Consider the following 19,502-nt stretch of genomic DNA (forward strand, 5'->3'; position numbering starts at 1 on the left):
AATTCATAATATTGAAATAATCGGTATTCCCGAAAAAAGGAGGAAGTACCATTGAGTGATAGATTAATGGTTGGCGGCCAGGCCGTCATCGAAGGTGTCATGATGCGCGGGCCGAAGCTTACAGCAACGGCTGTTCGTGATCCTAACGGCAAGATCCAGGTGGACGTGAATCCCGTCCACTCGATCACAGAGCGGTTCCCGATACTCAAACGGCCGATGCTGCGCGGTTCAGTCTCGCTTATCGAGTCGCTGGTCATCGGCATGAAATCGTTGTCGTATTCGGCCCAGATGGCCGGTGACGAAGACGAGAAACTGACCGACAGGGAAATGGCAGGTACCATCGTGTTTGCGCTGGTGCTGGCCAGCATCCTGTTCATTGCCATCCCGACGGGGGCGGCCAAGCTTTTCCACGACATCACCGAGGATCCCTTTTTCCTGAACCTCATGGAAGGCTTCCTGCGGCTGGCAATCTTCCTGCTGTATATCTGGGGTATTTCGCGCATGAAGGATATCCGCCGAGTGTTCCAGTACCACGGCGCTGAGCATAAGACCATCCATTGCTATGAAGCTGGCCTGCCGCTTACCGTCGAGAACGTGCAGCAGTTTTCGCGGCTGCATCCGCGCTGCGGCACGAATTTCCTGCTGATCGTCATGCTCGTGTCGATTTTCGTGTTTGCATTCCTGGGCTGGCCGTCCCTGGCCGAGCGCATCGCCAGCCGCATCCTGCTGCTGCCGGTGGTGGCTGGTATCTCCTATGAGATCATCCGCCTGGCGGGACGCAGCCAGAATGTTGTCATCCAGACGGCCATCAAGCCAGGTCTCTGGCTGCAGTATCTGACGACGCGGCCGCCGGAAGACGAGATGGTGGAGGTGGCCATCGAGTCGTTGAAGGCCGTGCTGCCCGAGACGGAGATAGTCGAGGGAACTGGGGAATATATCAGAGTAGAGGGAGAATGTTGTGCTGAGTAAACTTCAGGCTGTTGAGGATAAATACTTAGAGCTCGAGTCGCTGATCAGCGACCCGGATACGATACAGGACATCGATAAATGGCAGCGCTATAGCAAGGAGCATGCGAGCCTGACCCCTGTGGTCGAGAAGTTCCGGGAATACAAGCGTGTTGTCACGGGCATTGCCGAGGCCAAGGCGATGTTCGACGAGCCGCTGGATGATGAGATGCGCAAGCTGGTCGAAGAGGAGCTGGCTGAGCTGACTGCGCAGAAGGAGATTCTCGATCAGGAGCTGCCAATCCTGCTGCTGCCCAAAGACCCGAACGATGACAAGAATGTCATCGTCGAGATCCGCGGCGGCGTTGGCGGTGAGGAGGCGGCGCTGTTTGCCGGCGACCTTTTCCGCATGTATTCGCGCTATGCCGAGAAACAGGGCTGGCGCACGGAGCTCATTGATGCGAATGCCACCGAGATCGGCGGTTTCAAGGAAGTCTCGTTCATGGTCACGGGCTTTGGGGCGTACAGCCGCCTCAAGTATGAGAGTGGCACCCATCGTGTGCAGCGCGTGCCGGTCACTGAGTCGGGAGGCCGCATCCATACGTCGGCGGTCACGGTGGCTGTGCTGCCTGAGGTAGAGGATGTCGAGGTCGATATCAATCCGAACGACCTGCGCATCGATACCTACTGTGCCTCGGGAGCGGGCGGCCAGTACGTAAACCGTACGGAGACGGCCATCCGCATCACGCATCTGCCGACGGGCATCGTCGTGCAGTGCCAGGACGAGAAATCCCAGCTCAAGAACAAGGAGAAGGCGATGAAGGTGCTGCGCGCGCGCATCCTTGACCAGGCGCGCCAGCAGCAGGAGGATGCCGTGGCGGCAGACCGCCGCAGCCAGGTAGGCTCGGGCGACCGCAGCGAGCGCATCCGCACGTATAATTTCCCGCAGGGCCGTGTGACCGACCATCGCATCGGCTTGACCCTGCATAAGATCGATGCCGTGCTCGGCGGCGACCTTGATGAGATCCTGAATGCGCTCATCACGGCTGACCAGGCTGAGCGGCTGAAACAGGTGAAGTAATGGCAGACAGCAATCAGATATGGACCATCGGCAGGATACTCAAATGGACAGAGCAGTACTTTGAGCAGAAGGGCGTGGAATCTCCGCGCCTTGATGCGGAGGTACTGCTTTCCCATCTGCTCGATAAGCAGCGCATCTATCTCTATGTGCATTTCGATGAGCCGTTGCAGGCTGAAGAACTGGCCGCCTATCGGGAGATGGTGAAACAGCGCGTGAACCATGTGCCAGTGGCTTACATCCTTGGCAAGAAGGAGTTCATGGGGCTGACCTTCAAGGTGACGCCTGATACGCTGGTTCCGCGCCCGGACACGGAGATCCTCGTGCAGGCGGCAGTCGAGCGGCTGAAGGGCATGGAAAAAGATTCCCTGCGCTTTGCCGATATCGGCACGGGGACAGGGGCCATCTGCCTGTCGGTGCTGAACTTCACGCCGGGATCTACAGCGGATACTGTCGATATCAGTTCGGCGGCGCGCGCTGTTGCCGAGGAAAACGCCGACTCCCTAGGGCTCACGGACCGCATCGCCTTCCATACAGGCGATCTGCTGGCCCCAATCAAGGAAAACAAGTATGCGGCAATCCTCTCCAATCCGCCGTATATTCCCGAGGCGGATATCCCGGGCCTGGCGCCGGAAGTCCGCTGCAAGGAGCCGATGACGGCGCTGGCAGGCGGCAAGGATGGGCTTGATTTTTACCGGCGCCTCTGCGACGAGGCACCGGCGCTGCTGGAGGAGGGCGGCTTCATGGCCTTTGAGGTCGGCATCCATCAGGCTCAAGACGTAGCGGCCCTGGCGGTGGCAAATCCGCTGATCGCGAGGACAGAGATCATCAAGGATTACGCAGGCATCGACCGGGTGGTCGTGGCATGGAAAAAAGAGAGATGAAGCATTTTGGATACGAAGATAGTCAAGATAGATGATGTGAAGGCTCAGCGTGATGAGCTGCAGCACGCAGGCGAGATCCTGCGGCAGGGCGGGCTCGTGGCGTTTCCGACGGAGACGGTCTACGGGCTGGGGGCCAATGGCCTTGATGGTGAGGCCTGTGCAAGGATTTACGATGCCAAGGGACGTCCCTCAGACAATCCGCTGATCCTGCATGTGGCGAACCGCTCGATGGTCGACCAGGTGGCGGCAAAGGTTCCCGCCTTAGCCGAAAAGCTTATGGCGGCCTTCTGCCCAGGACCCATCACCTTGATCCTGCGGCGCCGCAGCATCGTGCCCGACCGTATCACGGGCGGCCTCGATACGGTGGGCATCCGCATGCCTGAGGACGATGTGGCGCGGGCCATGATAAAGGCAGCCGGCGTGCCGATAGCCGCACCGTCCGCCAACATATCGGGGCGCCCGAGCCCGACGACGGCTGAGGCTGTGGCCGGGGATATGGCGGGGCGCATCCCGCTGATCCTCGACGGCGGCCCCTGCCGCTTTGGCGTTGAGTCGACAATCGTCGACTGCACGGGCGACAAGGCTGTGATCCTCCGTCCCGGTGCCGTGACGCGGGAGATGCTGACAGAGCTCCTGGGGGAAGATCATGTCAATCTTGACCCGGCCCTTGTCGGTGCTAAGGTCGTGCCCAAGGCGCCGGGCATGAAGTACACACATTATGCACCGAAGGCGCCGCTGACCTTGATCGAGGGGATGCCGACGCGCATGGCGCGGGCCTTCCGGCGGGAGATCGAGCGCTTGCAGGCTCAGGGCCATACGGTCGGGGTCATCGCCAGCCATGAGGTCCTGCAGGAGCTTAGCGACATTGTGCCAGCAGAGCTTATGGCTGATTATGGTCATCAGCAGCAGTTGCCTGCCATTGCGGCCAATATCTATGAGGCCCTGCGCAGCTTTGATGACAAGCCGGCCGATGTACTGCTCGGCGAGGGAACTACTGATGAGGGGCTGGGCCTTGCCATCATGAACCGTTTGCACAAGGCCAGCGGCTTTCGCACGCTGCCGGCATGAGATGTGATTTTCGGGGGGGAATGCAGGAACTGCCCCCCTTTTTGTCGTATATAAAGAAGAGAAGAGTGTAAGTGGGCTTATGGGAAAGGAGCCTGACTATGGGGAAAATCAAATATGTGATTGTTGCCTTGCTGGTAATTGCCGTAGCGGGCGGTGCCGGGGCTTTGATGGCTATCCATTACAGCCAGACACGGGAAATCGTGCAGGCGGAAAAGGATAAGCAGGAGGCGGTCAAACAGGCGGCCCTGCAGGAAAAAGAGGCCAAGGAAGCTGCCGCGCGTGAAAAGGCGCGCAAGAAGCAGGAGCTGCTCGATAAGCGCATGGGCCGGGCGGAGGAGCCTGATCAGGTCATCCGCGGGCTCACCGCTGATATGAAGGTCACCAAGGAGGCAGATGGTTCTACCTATTACCGCTATGAAGATCCGACGGAGGATGGGATCTTCTTCCAGCCGTATCTGGTGCGCGGCGCAGACGGCGTGGCGGTCATGCATGTGATCCTGCGTCATCGCGGCGGCCGGCCGATGGGCTTCCAAGGCGTAGACCTGCAGCCTACTGAGGATGAGATCTTCCATATCCGGGCCCAGGCGCCGGTGACGACGACCCAGACGTCTACCGGCATCATGGAGTGGTGCGATCAGCCGGTGGATGCTGAGACGGGCAAGGCCATGCGCGAGATTGCCGATGTCCTGGCGGCCAAGATAACGATGCCAGGCGTTGAGGGCGGCTCCAATGATGACCGCATGTTGACGGCCACCGAGGCTAAGCGTATCCGGAACATCCTGGAACTGGCGGATCGCCTGAATGGCAAACAGTGAATGTGATTAGCAGAAAGGAATGCAGCAGTTATGGAGTTATTTCCACCGCTTGTAGCCGGTGTATTGATCGTATTGATTGGCGTGCTGAGCGTCGTGTCGCTCGTGGGTGTGGCGTATAACTGGTCTGTCATCATCAGCGGCCGCAGCCAGTTCAACAAGATTGCCGACTTGGAGAAGGAGGTCGCCTCGCTCAAACAGGACATCAAGGTGCTGAAATCGCGGCTGTCGGCTGAGGAAGCAGCCCTGCAGGCTCAGCAGGAGGCCAAGTCCGCCGAGCAGGCGCTGGAGAAGGAGGCTGAGCTGGCGGAGACGCAGCATGAGGTATGGCATGCTTTTCTCGTCGACTATAATAATCTGGCTGCCAGCATGGATGTGCCGAAGGCGCAGCAGGCCTGTGAGACCTTTGTGCAGGCCAATGCACTGGAGCCTTTCATCTGCATCGATCATGCTGCCCAGGAGAATGGCCAGATCATGCCGAAGTTTGCTGCGGCTGCTGATGTTGCGCAGAGCACCTATTGGGCCTGGCCGGTGCCTGAGGCGGTAGGGGCCTATATCGTCGTGCCCAATCCGCTGCATCCCTATGATCAGAAGCTGCATACGGAAGGCGGCATGAAGGAGACCTTTGCCTCTAACTATGAGCAAGGGGAGTTCCACGATGTGCAGGTCCGCCTGCCGGCCAAGTTCCAGAAGCGCAATGACCAGTGGAAGATCATCCAGCCAGGTGTTATCCGCATGAAATGAATACCCGCAAGGGAAGTAAAAACCGGAGCTATCAGCAGATAGCTCCGGTTTTTATCATGATGAACAATCTTAGCCGCGGGAGAGGGTGAACCCCTGGCAGGAGGAGCCGGAGGACGGTGGCGGGCCATCTAGCGGGAAGTCTGTTATCCCTTGGAATGCTGGCAATAGCTCCAGGACATCCCGGGGGCAGTTGCCGACGCAGAGGCCACAGGCGGTGCACTTGCTGGGAGAAAACTGCAGGCTGGCCGGGGGGCTGCCCGCTGCTGTTGTCAGCTTGAGCGCTTTTTCCGGGCAGAGCATGGTGCAGAGGCCGCAGCTGTTGCAAGCGGCCTTTAGGGAGAGGCCAGGAAATAGCGTGGCCGGTTTTACCGCAGGATCTTGTTTGGCAAGCCAGATGACTGGATCGAAGGCGTATTGCCGCTCTACCTGGGCGGCGGCAATCTCGTTGGCGCTTTCTTTGGCGGCAGTGAAGAGGGAGCGGAAGAAGGAGCGGCGGGGTACCGGGGAAGCGGGGGCCGGTGTGCCCTTGATTCGGACCAGTTTCAGCGGCGCTTTGCCAGCTTCTTGCAGGGCTGCATTACAGGCGGCAATCTCCTGCTCCAGCCACGCAGCAACTGCGGGATTACAGCTAGCGCAATGGGAAGTCGCGAGGGCTAGTGGCCTTTGGCTGGCCAGTGCCCAGAGCAGGCGGCGGTTCAGTGCACCGAGACAGGGCATGCTGCCCGGAGCAGTCTTCTGGCACATCAGCACCTGGGGCTCCAGATTCTGCACAGCAGTCAGACAGCTGTCGTAGTCGGTGTCACTATAAATGGCGCCCGTGGGGCAGATGGCCGTACATAAGCCACAGTTATCGCACTTATCCGCGTCGATTTGCCGGTCTTTTATCGCCTGCTGGGGGCAAATGGTTTCGCAGCGGTTGCAGGTTACATTGGTATAGTGAAACAGGCAGCGGTTCAGGTCGATTTCGCGCTTGGCCATGGTTTTAGCCACCTTTCATCAATAAGTATACGATGCCATTATAACACAAATGGTTTGGATTTTATTCGGGATAGATGGTTTCCGGCTGTTGTATTTTTTTATAAGCAAAGCAGGAAAACCTGTAAGATCATACAATATAAGCGTTACTTATATATATTATAATAATGGCAAATAGTGATAGCAGAAAGGGCGGTGACACGCATGGATCTATTTCGTGAAGCTGGCAGGCGGGCTGCTGTCTATCAGCGATTGGCAGCGTTTTATGCTGGCGATTTAGCAGCAGGCCGGGAGGCAGCAACGCTGCTGGGAGAACTGCAGGGGCAGGAGGTCTCTTTGCCCTGCCTGGCAAAAGAGGACGAGCATGATTACAACCGGCTCTTTGTGGGGCCGCAGAAGCTTTTGGCGCCGCCGCTGGAATCCTGTTATCGCAATGATGCGCATCTGCCCATGCAGGCAGAAACGCTGGCAGTGCGGGCTGCTTATGAAGCGGCAGGAATCGAATTGAAGGAACAGGGCAGGATTCCCGATGACCATGCCCAGTTTGAGTTCTGCTTTGCAGCCGCGCTGCTGACCGCTATGGAGCGATATGCTGATCAGGAGCAGGGGCCTCTGGCTGCCTGGCATTATCAGCGATTCCTGCGGGAACATTTGTTATTGTGGATCTTTGACCATTTGCAGGCGGTGACAGAACATAGCTGCGCGCCGTTTTGCCGGGAAATGGCTCATGTGATGGATAGATTCATGAAAAGGGAAGAGGAGGCAGTAAGTCATGAGATTTGACACGAAAGCATTTGGCCGCCGGACCTTCATCAAAGGTGGTCTGGCTGCTACGGCGGCCTTGGGACTGGGATCCTTGCTGGATCTTGGCAGTTCCCCGTTCAAGGCGAAGGAAGCTGGTGCCAAAGGGGATGCGAAGGTTTTCCATAGCGCTTGCCCGCGGAATTGTTACGACACTTGTTCCATCCTGTCGACGGTGGAAGATGGTGTCCTGAAGCGTGTGGAGGGCAACAAGGCCAATACCTATACGCGGGGACGTCTCTGTGCCAAGGGATTTTCCTATACCCGCAGCGTCTACAGTCCTGACCGCATCAAGTACCCGATGAAGCAGACCAAGCGGGGCAGCGGTAAGTGGGAGCGTATCAGCTGGGACGAGGCTTTTGACATCATCGCCAAGAAGATCCTGGCCATCAAGAAGGAATATGGCAATACCCTGCCTATCTGCCTGGACAAATACTCGGGCAACTTCAATCTGCTCAATTATTGCGTCGAAGGCATGATGTCGAGCATTGGTCATACTACGCGGGCTACGGGTACTCCCTGCTGGCCGGCAGGTATCGATGCCCAGACCTTTGACTTTGGCACGATCTGGAACAACGACCCTGAAGATATGGTAAACAGCAAGTACATGATCATCTGGGGCGCGAATCCATCCTGGTGCTCGGTCCATTCCATGCACCTCGTCATGGAGGCGAAAAAGCGTGGCTGCAAGATCGTGGTCATCGACCCGATCCAGACCCAGACGGCGTCCAAGGCGGACTGGTATATCCAGATCAAGCCGAGTACGGACGGCGCTTTGGCCCTGGGAATTGCCAAGTACCTGCTCGATAATAATCTGGTCGATTACGGCTGGCTGGCGGCCAATGCCAAGGGGTATGAGGAGTTCTTCCAGTATGTGAAGGAAAAGATCACCCTGGAGTGGGTGGCCGAGAAGACCGGCGTCAAGAAAGAGATCATCGAGCAGCTGGCAAAGGAATACGGGACGGCTAAACCGGCCAGCATCTGGATCGGCTATGGCATGCAGCGCCATGCCAACGGCGGCCAGAACGTCCGCAGCATCGATGCGCTGGCTGCCATGACGGGCAATATCGGCAAATCGGGCGGCGGTGCGCAGTATGCGCAGCTGCAGACCTGGGGCGTCAAGTACAATGTCATGGGCATGAAAGCCCCGGCAGGTACGACCACGGAAAAAGACCGGATCATCAACATCAACGATTCGGCCCAGGAAATCCTCGCTGCCAATGACCCGCCCATCAAGATGCTCTGGATTGCCTGCCGCAGTCCGCTGACCCAGGCGGCTGAACCCCAGAAGCTGCGCAAAGCTTATGAGGCTATGGACCTGGTGGTGACGGCAGATCTCTTCATGAATCCTACGGTGGAAATGAGTGATATCGTGCTGCCGGTGACCACTGCCTTTGAGACCTGGGGGCTCAATGTGTCCTATTGGCATTACTGGGTGGCGCTCAACGAGCCGGCTATCGAGCCGCAGTATGAGGCCAAGAGCGATCTGGAGATTGCCATGGGCCTCTCAGCTAAGCTCAATGAACTGGAACCGGGCAGCTGCACCTTCCCGACTTCGGGCAAACTGGAGGATTGGGTGGCCGCCGAGTTCACGCCGGACTTCCTGAAACAGTTCGGGCTCAGCCGCTGGGACGAATTGAAGCAGGGCCCGCGCAAGGCGGTGACTGGCCTCATTGGCTGGCAGGATGGCAAGTTCAAGACTCCTTCGGGCAAATACGAATTCGCTTCGGAAACTGCTGTCAGCGAAGGCCATGAACTGCTGCCAGTCTGGACCGAAGAGATGGCCACGCCGGAAAAATATCCGCTGCGCTTGATGTCACCGCATTGGAAGCTCTCCATCAACTCCCAGTTCCAGAATCTTGACTGGATGATGGATATCAATGGAGAACCGGCAGTAGAGATGAATCCTGCCACGGCAGAAAAATACAGTATCAAGCATGGCGATATGGTGCGGCTCTACAATGAGCAGGGGGAGATAAAGCTCCAAGCGAAGCTGACGAAAGGCACCGCCCCGGATACTTTGGTGGTTTACGAGATGTGGCTGAAGGATAAGGACTTCAATGTGAACAATACGCTGAAATCAATGCCGGCCGATATGGGCAAGAAGGCTACCGGAGCACCGGGCATCGCGTTCCATGATAATTTCGTGGCCATGGCCAAAGCATGAGAGGAGTGAGAGGTATGGCAAAAAGATATGCCTTTTTGGTGGATACCAGCCTGTGCATTGGCTGCAATGCCTGCGAGAATGCCTGCAAGAATTTCTATCAGCAGGAGGCTTCCGTCCATTGGCGCAAGGTCTACTATATGCAGGAAAAGGATCTGGCTCAGCCCTTGCGGGCACCAGTATCGCTGGCGTGCAATCACTGTGACGACCCTGCCTGCCTGAAGGCCTGCCCGGCCAGCGCCTACCGGAAAGATGAAAACGGTTTGGTGCGGCATGACAATGACCGCTGCATTGGCTGCAAGCTCTGCACGATGGCTTGTCCCTATAATGTGCCCTGCTATGACAAGGAGCTGGGCAAGGTAACGAAGTGCGAAATGTGTGCTGACCGTATGGCGCAGGGTGAGGAACCTGTCTGCGTGGCCAGCTGCCCTATGGGAGCTATCCGGGTCATCGACCTCAACGATCCGGCTAATGCCCAGTATGCGGATAATCTTGCCGGATTGCCGCCAAGAGATATGACGCAGCCGTCTACCCGCTTTATTCTGCCGTTGGAGCAGAAACAGGATTGGAGGGATAAATGATGACTGATTTCAGTGAATTGCCGCTGGTATTTTTCACTACGTTATCCCAGATGGCAGTGGGAGCTTTTGTGGTGTTGTACCTGCTGAGAAAGAACGACCATATCCAGGAGATGGCGGCTGACCGTATCGCTGTGATCGTGGTGGTGCTGATGGCACTTGCCATGGGCGGTGCGTCCACCCACCTGGGAGATCCTGTTGGCGGTTGGCGGGCGCTGTTGGGGCTGGAGCATTCCTGGCTCAGCCGCGAGATCTTCGTCATGAGCGGTTTCTTAGGCTTGGCTTTCCTGTATGCGCTGCCGCAGCTGAAGAGTTTCCGGAGCCTTGCAGGGCTGCTGGGCGTTGTCTTTGGTGTAGTAGGGATCGTGGTTACGGCCATGGTCTATACTCTGCCAGCAAGACCAGCCTGGAACAGCCCGTATCCGCTCTTGTTCTTCGCCTTGACGGCGCTGTCGGCAGGCCCGTTGTTGGTCAGTTACATCGTGCATGAGCAGGAAGGCACGATCTGCCAGGCAGCCTTGAAGCTTACGAGTTTTGCGCTTATCGCAGGTTTTATCGTCAGTGTGCTTTATGCCTCCCAGCAGAGCGCCAATCTCGCGATGCCTGCCGGCTGGCTGGCGCTGCGCTGCCTGATTGGCCAGCTGCTTCCGGCGGCACTGCTGTATAAGCTGACCCAGCAGCCAGCGGGCAGGAACCTGCTGATGATATTGGTCCTGGTTGTCCTGGGTGAGCTTTTGGGCCGTCAGCTGTTCTATGGCAGCGTCCTGGCCTATCCGCTGTTTCCTTTTTGATGATTTACCACTTAAATGAACGGAGGCTGTTGCGCGCTGATTTGCGTGCAACAGCCTCCGTTTCATGTTATTCTTCTGATCAGCGGCGGACGTTGGCCAGCTTTATTTCAGGGATATGCTCGATGAGGTTCATCTGGTGCGCAAGGTCATAGAAGGTGCGCAGGCCGTCGATGTATTCCTCCGTGAGATTCCAGCGGATGGTGGGGCCGAGGTAATCGTCGAGCTGCTCATAGGTGAACGGCTTGGTGGCGAGAACCGACTCGATGGCCTCGCGCTTGTGCTCAAGGCCATGCTGGAATGCGTGGTGGATGCGGTCGTAGACGAGCTGGAGCATCGCGGGATTCTGCTCGGCAAATTCCTGATTGGCCACCCAGAGGGCGTAGACCATCTTCTTGCCGGTCATCTTCTTCCATTCGCTGCCGAGGTCGTAGTAGTAGAGGTCTGGCTGCTGATGATGGTAGAGCCAGAGGGCATCGTCGCCGATCAGCAGCGATGCCGTCGCGTCCTCAGGGATCGGATCCTCAGGCGTGATATGGCGCACGTAGTAATTGGGGATAGCTCCATAGGCACCGCGCAGGATGATCTTGAGCAGGCAGTGGGAGGTGGCCGATTTGGCCGTCAGGATGATCTTGTCATCGCGGAGGTCGTCAATCGGCTTGCGCGAGACGAGCAGGATGCTCTGCACGTCGCCATCGGTGCTCACGCAGACGTCCGGCAGGACGACGAGCTCCTCGCTGTCGCGGGCATAGATGATGGAGGAGACATTGCTGACATCGAGCCGATGATTGACGATATCGTTGTTGAGAACTGCCGGTACGCCACGCGTAATCGTGAGTCCCTGATCGGCGCCGTGTGCATAGCTCCAGGTGAGTGGCAGGACGTTCAGGAAATTGATATGTCCGACTCGTGGGCAAGTCATAGCTTCTCCTCCTTGATTGTGGTCGAATGTGCTTTCATATCACATGGTTTGCCGCGCTCTAACAGATAGAGCGGCCGGCGTTTCGTCTCTTCATAGGTGCGTCCGAGGTACTCGCCGATAAGGCCGAGCACCAAGAGCTGCATGCCGCCGAAGAACAGGATGCAGGCCATGATGGTCGGCCAGCCGGCGACGGTGTCTTCCTGGACGAAGGTCTCATAGAGCACGTGCAGGAAGAGCAGGAAACTGGCAAACATGGTGACCATGCCGGCGTAGAGGCCGATGCGCAGCGGGAAGGTCGAGCAGGTGAAGACACCGTCGACGGCCAGCCGCAGCATCTTCTTCGGCGAGAACTTCGAGACTCCCGCATAGCGCGGCGGCGCTGTGAAGTGCACCTGGATCTGGTTGAATCCCATGGCACCGACGATGCCGCGGATAAAGCGGGCATGCTCGCGGTAGTGGCGGAAGGCAACGACGGCCTGATGATCCATCAAGCGGAAGTCAGAGCCGCCCGGCTGGACCGGAACCTCGGAAATGATATTGAGCAATTTGTAGTATCCGGCGGAGGTCAATTTCTTGAGCCAGGAGGCGTCCTCGGTGGCCTCGCGGATGGTCTGGACGATGTCATAGCCCTGATTCCAGTAGTCTAGGAGTGTCGGTATCAGCGCCGGCGGATGCTGCATATCGCCATCCATCGTGATGACGGCATCGCCATCGGCGTGGTCAAGGCCGCAGGTCAGCGCCAGCTGATGGCCAGAATTCTTGGCCAGGAAGATCGGCTGGACATGACTGTCTTCTTTCTCGAGTTCCAGCAGGATTTCCTTGCTGTTGTCGGTGGAGCCGTCGTTGACAAAGATGAGCTCCCAGTCATAATCGAGCTTTGCCATTTCCTGGCAGATTGCTTCATAGAAATAACGCAGGTTGTCCGATTCATTATATACGGGCACTACGATAGACAAACTGCTGCCTCTCATCATTTGTCATTGCTTCCTTTCTGTTTGGCTGCTTCGTCGGGGATGATCATCTCGACGATACTGTAGGCGTCGAGGGTGCGCAGCGTGCGCAGCTGCGCGCGCGGTAAAGTCTTCTTGAGGTTGTCGGCGCGGTCATTCTGGACCGTGACGATTATGGGCTCGCCAACCGGCAGGTCTTCATAGGCCATGAACGGCATGACGTTCTTGGCGTTCCAGCTGATCTCGCCGGGCTTGGCCTTCTCGATATCGGCGCGCCAGCCCAGGTCAGCGATGTTCTCGTGGTAGTAGAAGACGGCTGAGGTCTGATAGTCGCCGAAGTTTACGACGAGGTGATGCTCAGGATTGAGTTCCCTGAGGGCCTCGGCCGTCTGACGGCCGGAGCGTTGATCGCAGAGTGGCATGGCGCCGACAAAGGTCAGGATCATATAGAGCACCCAGGCGCCAAGTGCAACCTTCTTGACCATGGCGAGGCGCTCTGTGAGCAGGAGGCCGGCAAGGATGGCCAGCGGCAGGAAGGATGGCTGGGTGTAGGTCAGGTACTTGGTAGCCATCATCTGGAACAGGAAATTGACCATGAAGGCCCAGAGCAGCAGGAAGATCGTGCTCTCGCTGATGTTGCGGCTGCGGATTTTCTCCCGCAGATCCTGCCAGCGTTTCTTGATCTGGTAGAGCATGATGAAGGACCAAGGGCAGAACCCGAGCAGGAAAATCATCGTGTAGTAGTACCAGACGTCGTCGCGGCTATGCTCAGCCACCGTAGCGCGCAGGAAGTTATGCACGCCGAAGAAGTTCAGGATGAAGTCCTGGCCATGCAGCTGGTACATCTGGTAGTACCAGTAGCCGCCGACGGCACAGAAGATGGCAAGCCCTGGCAGCCACATCATGCGTAATAGCTCGCCCGGACGCTTGCGGATGCAGAGGAAGATCAGCAGGATGAGCCCCGGCATCAGGATGCCGATCGGGCCTTTGGTCAGCGTGGCTAGGCCCGCAAAGAAGAACGAGCCCAGATAGAGGCGGCGGTTGCCGCTGCTATAGGCCAGATAGAACGTGACCAGCACGGCGTTGAAGAAAAAGACAAAGGCCATGTCGGTGATGACGGCACGCGACAGGTAGAAGAAGCCCGTGGTCGTGGCGAAAACGAGTGCCGAGCAGGCAGCGGTTTTCGCGCCATAGAGCTTCCTGGCGAACCAGTAGACAAGGCCGACGTTGAGGAAGGCGAAGACTGCCGGGAAGAAACGGGCAGCGAACTCGTTGACGCCGAACATCTTGAAGGCGAGGATGAGTTCCCAGTAGAAGAAGATCGGCTTATCGTACCAGTAGTTGCCGTAGATGCGCGGTGAGATATAGTCGCCGGCCTCGAGCATCTCGCGCGCGGTCAACGCATAGTTTGATTCAACCGGATCCGTGATGGCCAGCCAGGCATTGCCAGCAAGCAGCAGGATGACGAGTGCCAAGACGGAAAAACGGATTTCTTTCTGATTCATTGTATTTGCAGGTACCTCCTAAATGCGTATTCTCTTGAACCTTAAGTTTAGCAAATCTTAATATATCTAGCAAGTATATCTATATTAAGGGCGGATTAACAACCATTATATTATACGGGCAGCTGCCGAAAATCAGCTGAAAGCAGCTGGCAGGAATTGTATGACAATAGCGTGAAATATTGACATTTTCCTGTGTCTCTAGTAAAATTATTTGATAAAGTCAACAACATTGCAAACCTTATTATAAATACAGAGTAGTGGGAGGAATACGATTATGGATGATTATGTGAACGTAGGGCGATGGTTTTCCATCTTGCATCGCCGATCCCAATTATTTGTAGTGGAAGCCTGCCAGAAACTGAATCTTACCTTTTCCGAATACATCATGCTGATCCGTATCTTCGATCATGAAGGAGCCAAGCAGGATGAGTTGGCAAGCATGCTGTACCTGGACAAGGCTGTGGTCACGCGGACGGTCAACCTGCTGGAGGGCAAGGGCTTCATCTACCGCGAGGTGGATCCAGCCGACCGCCGCGTCAAGCATATCTTCCTGACTGAGTACGGCAAGGAGCAGCATCAGTTCCTGCGCAACATCATCCAGGGCTGGATTGATTATCTGGTCAAGGATATGAATTCCAATGAGATCCATACGCTGTTCAACGGCTTCAATGAGCTCGTGACACGTGCCTGCGAGGCAAATATCGTGGAGCTGGCCAAGAAGCTGCCTACGGGAGGCGAAGTGCATGAAAAGCTATAAGCTGAGCGCACTGGCCTGCCTGCTGGCGATGCTGACCATGCTGTTTGCGGGCTGCGGCAGCAAGGACAAGGCCGCGGACAAGGCGCCGCTGGTCAAGACGCAGCAGGTGGGAGCTGGTAAGCTGGCCGATAACAGTTCCTATGCAGGCACTGTGCGCGGCCGCTATGAGACCAATATGTCGTTCCAGGTGGGGGGCCAGATCATCAGCCGCAATGTGCAGGTGGGCTCCTCGGTGCGGGCTGGCGATGTGCTCATGACGATTGACGGCCGCGATGTCGTGCAGAAGTCGAACCAGGGCGATGCCCAGGTCGCTCAGGCCAGAGCTCAGCTGGAGCTCGCCCAGCGCAACCTTTCCCGCTACAGCCAGCTGTATCAGGAAAACGCCGTGGCAGCAGCTACCCTCGACCAGTACCAGGCTAACTATGATGCGGCCTTTGCTGCGTATCAGAATGCGCTGGCCCAGGCGGCCCAGGGCCATAATGCCATGGGCTATACGAATCTGACGGCAGGTGCCAACGGTGTGGTATCCGCGATCGCAGCCGAGGAAGGCCAGGTCGTGGCCGCCGGTCAGACTGTGCTGACGCTCGTGCAGACGAATGAGCTCGAAATCGAGATCAACGTCCCCGAGAACAAGGTCGCCGAGATGTCGGTGGGCACGCCGGTGACGGTAAGCTTCTGGGCCCTCAGCGACAAGGCCGATGGCGTGGTGCGCGAAATCGCGCCGATGGCTGACAGTGCAGCCCGCACCTATAAGGTGCGCGTATCGGTTCCTGAGCCGCCAGCAGGCATGCAGCTTGGCATGACGGCCAATGTATCCTTTGCACCGAAGCTGGCTGATGCTGAGGCTGGCAGTGCCGGTACGGCCCTGCTGCCGCTGTCGGCTATCTACCAGGATGGCGACACGCCGCAGGTCTGGGTGGTCGGACCTGATCATACGGTCAGCCTCAAAGCGGTTTCCGTCGAGAGCTTCGGCGATAATCAGGTCCTCGTACACGGCCTGGAGGCCACGGATTTCGTGGTCACGGCCGGTGTGCACAAGCTCCGTGAAGGGCAGGCCGTTCGGACGGAGGCGGACTCATGACGAATCTTACGGAAATATCGTTGAAACACCGGGCACTGGTCTGGTATTTCATCATCATGACGGCCATCGGCGGCTTGTTTGCCTACTTCCAGCTCGGCCGCATGGAGGACCCCCAGTTCACGATCCGTCAGATGGTCATCACAGCTGCCTGGCCGGGCGCTACGGCAGAGCAGATGCAGGAACAGGTCACGGACAAACTCGAGAAGAAGTTCCAGGATATCCCGGGGCTTGACCATGTGACCAGCGAGACCCGGGAAGGGCAGACCGTCATCTATGTGACGCTGAAAGCAGAGGTACCTAAGGAACAGATCCGGCCCATCTGGCGCGATGTCCATAACTTCGGCGAGGATGTCAAGAAGGAGCTGCCGGAAGGTGTATACGGCCCCTACTACAACGACCGCTTCGATGATGTCTATGGCTCGGTCTATGCGGTGACGGGCGATGGCTACAGCTATGAGGAGATGCGCCAGTACGCTGAGAAGACGCGCCGGATGCTCCTGGGTGTGCCGAATGTCCAGAAGGTCGAGCTTATCGGCGAGCAGCCCGAGAAGGTCTATGTCGAGCTGCAGCGCGATAAGCTGGCCGAGCTCGGCGTAAGTCCCCAGGTGATCGCCAATGCCCTGAAGACCCAGAACGAGATGACGGCTTCGGGCGAAGTCGAGACGGACTCCAACAATGTCTATCTGCGCGTCAGCGGCGTGTTCGATGATGTCGATGCAATCCGGGAGATGCCGATAAATGCCAATGGCAAGGTGTTCCGCCTCGGGGATATCGCCAAGGTTGAGCGCAAGACGGCCGATCCGGCCAAGCCGAAGATGTTCTTCAACGGCGAGCCGGCCATCGGTATCGCTGTATCGATGGAGGATGGCGGCAACATCCTGCAGCTCGGCGAGAACCTCCGCAAGGAAATCAGCAAGGTCCAGCAGGAGGTGCCGGTGGGCCTGGAGGTCCATCAGGTATCTGACCAGCCGAAGGTCGTCGATAACTCGATCCACGACTTCGTCAAGACCCTTGTCGAGGCCATCGTCATCGTCCTGGCAGTCAGCTTCCTGTCGCTGGGCGTGCGCACTGGCATGGTGGTTGCTGGCTGCATCCCGCTGGTACTCTGCGGCGTGTTCTGCATCATGTATATGTTCGGCATCGACCTGCACAAGGTATCCCTTGGTGCTCTGATCATTGCCCTGGGCCTGCTGGTCGATGATGCGATCATCGCCGTCGAGATGATGAGCGTCAAGCTCGAGCTGGGGCTCAACCGCTTCGATGCGGCTTGCTATGCGTTCCGCGCTACGGCCAAGCCGATGCTCACAGGTACGCTGATCACCTGTGCAGGTTTTATCCCAGTGGCTTTTTCCCAGGGCATGGCCAGTGAGTTCTGCAAGGCGCTGTTCCCGGTCATCGGCACGGCGCTGGTGCTCTCCTGGATCGTCTCGGTCATGGTGGCGCCGCTGTTCGGCTATCATCTGATCCGCGTCGAAGTCAAGAAGGATGAGGATGGCAAGATCGATCCCTATCAGAGCCGTTTCTACACCTGGTTCCGCGAGGTGCTGGTCTGGTTCCTCGACCATCGCAAGCTGGTACTGGTGGCAACTGTCGTCCTGTTCCTGGTGTCCGTGGGCATGATGAAGTTCATCAAGCAGGAATTCTTCCCCACCTCGACAAGACCTGAGGTGCTTGTGGAGCTCAAGCTGCCCGAAGGCTCGTCTATGGCGGCGACGCAGGAGGTCTGCGACCGCATGTCCTCCTGGCTGCAGGAGCGGCAGGATATGCTGGCCAACTACTCGTACTATGTCGGCCGCTATGCTCCGCGCTTCGTGCTGACAATCGACCCGAAAGCCGACAGGGATAACGCCGCCCAGTTCGTGCTGGTGGCTAAAGACACTGCGGCGCGGGAGAAACTGACGGCTGAGCTCAACCAGGCCTTCAACGAAGAGTTTTCCGACGTCCGGGCCAAGCTGCAGTTCATCCAGACCGGCCCGCCAGCTGACTATCCGGTCATGCTGCGGGTGACAGGCTATTCGACGGAGCAGACCAAGGAGCTTGCCCGTCAGGTGGCCGATATCGTCGCCAAGGACCCGAACAACTATAACGTCAACATGAGCTGGGGGGACAAGAGCAAGGTCATGCACTTAGAGCTCGACCAGGACAAGCTGCGCTCCCTGGGCGTCAGCAGCCAGTCCGTATCCCAGCAGATTTACACGGCTGTGACAGGTGCGACGGCAGCGCAGTTCTACGCGGGCGACCGCACGCTAGACATCACGCTGCGGCTGGCCGGCGAGGACCGCAAGGACCTGTCGAAGATGAAAAGCCTGCCGATATATCTCGGCCAGGCTGGCTATGTGCCGTTAGAGCAGCTGGCCAAGATCTCCTATGATGCGGAGGATGGCTTTATCGAGCGGTACAACCTCATGCCGACCATCACGGTCCAGGCCGATGTCCATGCGGGCACCGCCAATGACGCCACCCAGAAGGCCTATGAGGCAACGAAGGACTTGCGTGCTGACTTGCCGTTCGGCTGCCGCATCGAGACAGCTGGTGCGCTGGAGGACAGTGAGGAGAGCGTGGGCTTCCTGCTGAAACCTGTGCCGATCATGATCTTCATCATCATGACGCTGCTCATGTTCCAGCTCGGCAGTGCCAAGCAGATGCTGCTGACGGTGCTTACGGCACCACTGGGGCTCATCGGCGTATCCTGGGGCATGCTGTTGACCAATTCCGCCATGGGCTTTGTGGCTGAGCTCGGCATCCTGGCCTTGTTCGGCATGATCATCCGCAACTCGGTCATCCTGATCGACCAGATACAGAAGCATCTGGCTGATGGCGAGACCCCATGGGATGCCGTCATCGATTCGGCCATCCTGCGTTTCCGGCCCATCATGCTCACGGCTGCGGCGGCCATCCTCGGCATGCTGCCGCTCATGGTAAGCACCTTCTGGGGACCGATGGCCGTGGCCATCGCCAGCGGCCTGCTGGTGGCAACGGTGCTGACCCTGTTGGTACTGCCTGCGATGTATGCGGTGGCGTACAAGGTCGAAAGAGAATAAATGGGGCTGGATAGGCCCCAACACCATAAGAGGAGGTTCGCCGACGAAGAGACGTCGGCGAACCTCCTTTAGTTGTGCAAGAAATAAATTGCAGTTTGTCTGTCAGTGCGTGCGGAACGGAATCCCGATAGTACGCAGCTCGGGGTTCACGGGGTAGTACTTTTTCTGTTTCCGCTGAATGGACCGTACAACCAGAACTACGGACTTAGTTACCTGCTCCCGTCACCAGGTCGCGACGTACATAGTTCTTTCTAGGTTATGCGCTTACGGCCCAGTCCTGCTGCGCAGGACAGTCGCTCCAGACAGAAAGAAGCACTACCCCGTTCGCCCCTTTGGCAACGGTAGTCTGAATTTGCACGAACCGTTGCTCCCGCAGCAAGCACATCGATGTAATTCGTGACCTATCGCC

Annotated in this window: 17 protein-coding genes; 13 read left to right on the forward strand and 4 right to left on the reverse strand. The window is 57.6% G+C overall.

The window, feature by feature from the left end:
* The first annotated feature begins 66 nt into the window (after positions 1–66).
* The 6 genes from BM322_RS12090 (at position 67) to BM322_RS12115 (ending at position 5,531) form a co-directional block, all read left to right on the forward strand.
* Complete coding sequence (locus tag BM322_RS12090; RefSeq protein WP_075430833.1) at positions 67–969, forward strand: DUF1385 domain-containing protein; 903 nt, start codon at positions 67–69, stop codon at positions 967–969.
* Positions 959–2,026, forward strand: coding sequence for a peptide chain release factor 1 (gene prfA / locus BM322_RS12095; RefSeq protein WP_075430835.1), 1,068 nt, complete (start codon positions 959–961; stop codon positions 2,024–2,026). The genes BM322_RS12090 and prfA overlap by 11 nt, the downstream gene beginning before the upstream one ends.
* Positions 2,026–2,907 (forward strand): peptide chain release factor N(5)-glutamine methyltransferase, encoded by an 882-nt coding sequence (gene prmC / locus BM322_RS12100; RefSeq protein ID WP_075430837.1) that lies wholly within the window; start codon positions 2,026–2,028, stop codon positions 2,905–2,907. The genes prfA and prmC overlap by 1 nt, the downstream gene beginning before the upstream one ends.
* 6 nt (positions 2,908–2,913) lie before the next feature.
* Positions 2,914–3,975 carry an L-threonylcarbamoyladenylate synthase gene (locus BM322_RS12105; protein ID WP_075430840.1) on the forward strand — a complete coding sequence of 354 codons (1,062 nt, stop codon included), beginning with the start codon at positions 2,914–2,916 and terminating at the stop codon, positions 3,973–3,975.
* A 98-nt stretch (positions 3,976–4,073) separates the two neighbouring features.
* A complete protein-coding gene (locus BM322_RS12110) occupies positions 4,074–4,790 on the forward strand; it encodes a hypothetical protein (protein ID WP_075430842.1) in 717 nt (238 codons plus the stop codon).
* A gap of 30 nt (positions 4,791–4,820) precedes the next feature.
* Positions 4,821–5,531, forward strand: coding sequence for a hypothetical protein (locus BM322_RS12115; RefSeq protein ID WP_075430844.1), 711 nt, complete (start codon positions 4,821–4,823; stop codon positions 5,529–5,531).
* Positions 5,532–5,600: 69 nt separating this feature from the next.
* On the opposite strand, the gene BM322_RS12120 is transcribed toward BM322_RS12115, so the two are convergent.
* The gene (locus tag BM322_RS12120; protein ID WP_075430846.1) at positions 5,601–6,509 is read right to left on the reverse strand and encodes an ATP-binding protein; all 909 of its coding nucleotides are present in this window, start codon (positions 6,507–6,509) and stop codon (positions 5,601–5,603) included.
* 201 nt (positions 6,510–6,710) lie between these two features.
* On the opposite strand from BM322_RS12120, the gene BM322_RS12125 reads away from it, so the two are divergent.
* Genes BM322_RS12125 through BM322_RS12140 form a run of 4 tightly spaced genes read left to right on the forward strand, consistent with a single transcriptional unit; the run spans position 6,711 to position 10,840 of the window.
* Positions 6,711–7,289 (forward strand): molecular chaperone, encoded by a 579-nt coding sequence (locus BM322_RS12125; RefSeq protein WP_075430848.1) that lies wholly within the window; start codon positions 6,711–6,713, stop codon positions 7,287–7,289.
* Entirely contained in the window at positions 7,279–9,474 is a 2,196-nt protein-coding gene (locus tag BM322_RS12130) for a molybdopterin-dependent oxidoreductase (RefSeq protein ID WP_075430850.1), read from the forward strand. Before BM322_RS12125 ends, BM322_RS12130 begins: the two co-directional genes overlap by 11 nt.
* A 14-nt stretch (positions 9,475–9,488) precedes the next feature.
* On the forward strand, positions 9,489–10,052 hold the full coding sequence (locus BM322_RS12135; RefSeq protein WP_075430852.1) for a 4Fe-4S dicluster domain-containing protein: 564 nt from the start codon (positions 9,489–9,491) through the stop codon (positions 10,050–10,052).
* Entirely contained in the window at positions 10,052–10,840 is a 789-nt protein-coding gene (locus tag BM322_RS12140) for a DmsC/YnfH family molybdoenzyme membrane anchor subunit (RefSeq protein WP_075430854.1), read from the forward strand. The genes BM322_RS12135 and BM322_RS12140 overlap by 1 nt, the downstream gene beginning before the upstream one ends.
* A 79-nt stretch (positions 10,841–10,919) precedes the next feature.
* Here BM322_RS12140 and BM322_RS12145 read toward each other — a convergent pair whose 3' ends face one another.
* The 3 genes from BM322_RS12145 to BM322_RS12155 are packed head-to-tail and all read right to left on the reverse strand — an operon-like array spanning position 10,920 to position 14,214.
* The gene (locus tag BM322_RS12145; RefSeq protein WP_075430856.1) at positions 10,920–11,759 is read right to left on the reverse strand and encodes a menaquinone biosynthetic enzyme MqnA/MqnD family protein; all 840 of its coding nucleotides are present in this window, start codon (positions 11,757–11,759) and stop codon (positions 10,920–10,922) included.
* The gene (locus BM322_RS12150) at positions 11,756–12,730 is read right to left on the reverse strand and encodes a glycosyltransferase family 2 protein (RefSeq protein ID WP_075430868.1); all 975 of its coding nucleotides are present in this window, start codon (positions 12,728–12,730) and stop codon (positions 11,756–11,758) included. The genes BM322_RS12145 and BM322_RS12150 overlap by 4 nt, the downstream gene beginning before the upstream one ends.
* Complete coding sequence (locus tag BM322_RS12155; RefSeq protein ID WP_075430858.1) at positions 12,730–14,214, reverse strand: glycosyltransferase family 39 protein; 1,485 nt, start codon at positions 14,212–14,214, stop codon at positions 12,730–12,732. Before BM322_RS12155 ends, BM322_RS12150 begins: the two co-directional genes overlap by 1 nt.
* 274 nt (positions 14,215–14,488) lie before the next feature.
* Here BM322_RS12155 and BM322_RS12160 point away from each other — a divergent pair, with 274 nt between their 5' ends.
* Genes BM322_RS12160 through BM322_RS12170 form a run of 3 tightly spaced genes read left to right on the forward strand, consistent with a single transcriptional unit; the run spans position 14,489 to position 19,093 of the window.
* The gene (locus BM322_RS12160) at positions 14,489–14,971 is read left to right on the forward strand and encodes a MarR family winged helix-turn-helix transcriptional regulator (protein WP_075430860.1); all 483 of its coding nucleotides are present in this window, start codon (positions 14,489–14,491) and stop codon (positions 14,969–14,971) included.
* Positions 14,958–16,052: an efflux RND transporter periplasmic adaptor subunit gene (locus tag BM322_RS12165; RefSeq protein WP_075430862.1), complete on the forward strand. Its 1,095-nt coding sequence runs from the start codon at positions 14,958–14,960 to the stop codon at positions 16,050–16,052. The genes BM322_RS12160 and BM322_RS12165 overlap by 14 nt, the downstream gene beginning before the upstream one ends.
* Positions 16,049–19,093 carry an efflux RND transporter permease subunit gene (locus tag BM322_RS12170; RefSeq protein WP_075430864.1) on the forward strand — a complete coding sequence of 1,015 codons (3,045 nt, stop codon included), beginning with the start codon at positions 16,049–16,051 and terminating at the stop codon, positions 19,091–19,093. Before BM322_RS12165 ends, BM322_RS12170 begins: the two co-directional genes overlap by 4 nt.
* Positions 19,094–19,502: the final 409 nt, after the last annotated feature.

This window comes from Selenomonas sp. GACV-9, from assembly GCA_900116485.1.
Classification (GTDB): domain Bacteria; phylum Bacillota; class Negativicutes; order Selenomonadales; family Selenomonadaceae; genus Selenomonas_A; species Selenomonas_A ruminantium_G.

What these genes read in the sequence shown, in the direction of transcription:
- BM322_RS12090 (WP_075430833.1), top strand. Translation starts at nt 67, where the DNA reads ATGGTTGGCGGCCAGGCCGTCATCGAAGGTGTCATGATGCGCGGGCCG.
- prmC (WP_075430837.1), top strand. Translation starts at nt 2,026, where the DNA reads ATGGCAGACAGCAATCAGATATGGACCATCGGCAGGATACTCAAATGG.
- BM322_RS12110 (WP_075430842.1), top strand. Translation starts at nt 4,074, where the DNA reads ATGGGGAAAATCAAATATGTGATTGTTGCCTTGCTGGTAATTGCCGTA.
- BM322_RS12115 (WP_075430844.1), top strand. Translation starts at nt 4,821, where the DNA reads ATGGAGTTATTTCCACCGCTTGTAGCCGGTGTATTGATCGTATTGATT.
- BM322_RS12120 (WP_075430846.1), bottom strand. Translation starts at nt 6,509, where the DNA reads ATGGCCAAGCGCGAAATCGACCTGAACCGCTGCCTGTTTCACTATACC.
- BM322_RS12125 (WP_075430848.1), top strand. Translation starts at nt 6,711, where the DNA reads ATGGATCTATTTCGTGAAGCTGGCAGGCGGGCTGCTGTCTATCAGCGA.
- BM322_RS12130 (WP_075430850.1), top strand. Translation starts at nt 7,279, where the DNA reads ATGAGATTTGACACGAAAGCATTTGGCCGCCGGACCTTCATCAAAGGT.
- BM322_RS12135 (WP_075430852.1), top strand. Translation starts at nt 9,489, where the DNA reads ATGGCAAAAAGATATGCCTTTTTGGTGGATACCAGCCTGTGCATTGGC.
- BM322_RS12140 (WP_075430854.1), top strand. Translation starts at nt 10,052, where the DNA reads ATGACTGATTTCAGTGAATTGCCGCTGGTATTTTTCACTACGTTATCC.
- BM322_RS12145 (WP_075430856.1), bottom strand. Translation starts at nt 11,759, where the DNA reads ATGACTTGCCCACGAGTCGGACATATCAATTTCCTGAACGTCCTGCCA.
- BM322_RS12150 (WP_075430868.1), bottom strand. Translation starts at nt 12,730, where the DNA reads ATGAGAGGCAGCAGTTTGTCTATCGTAGTGCCCGTATATAATGAATCG.
- BM322_RS12155 (WP_075430858.1), bottom strand. Translation starts at nt 14,214, where the DNA reads ATGAATCAGAAAGAAATCCGTTTTTCCGTCTTGGCACTCGTCATCCTG.
- BM322_RS12160 (WP_075430860.1), top strand. Translation starts at nt 14,489, where the DNA reads ATGGATGATTATGTGAACGTAGGGCGATGGTTTTCCATCTTGCATCGC.
- BM322_RS12165 (WP_075430862.1), top strand. Translation starts at nt 14,958, where the DNA reads ATGAAAAGCTATAAGCTGAGCGCACTGGCCTGCCTGCTGGCGATGCTG.
- BM322_RS12170 (WP_075430864.1), top strand. Translation starts at nt 16,049, where the DNA reads ATGACGAATCTTACGGAAATATCGTTGAAACACCGGGCACTGGTCTGG.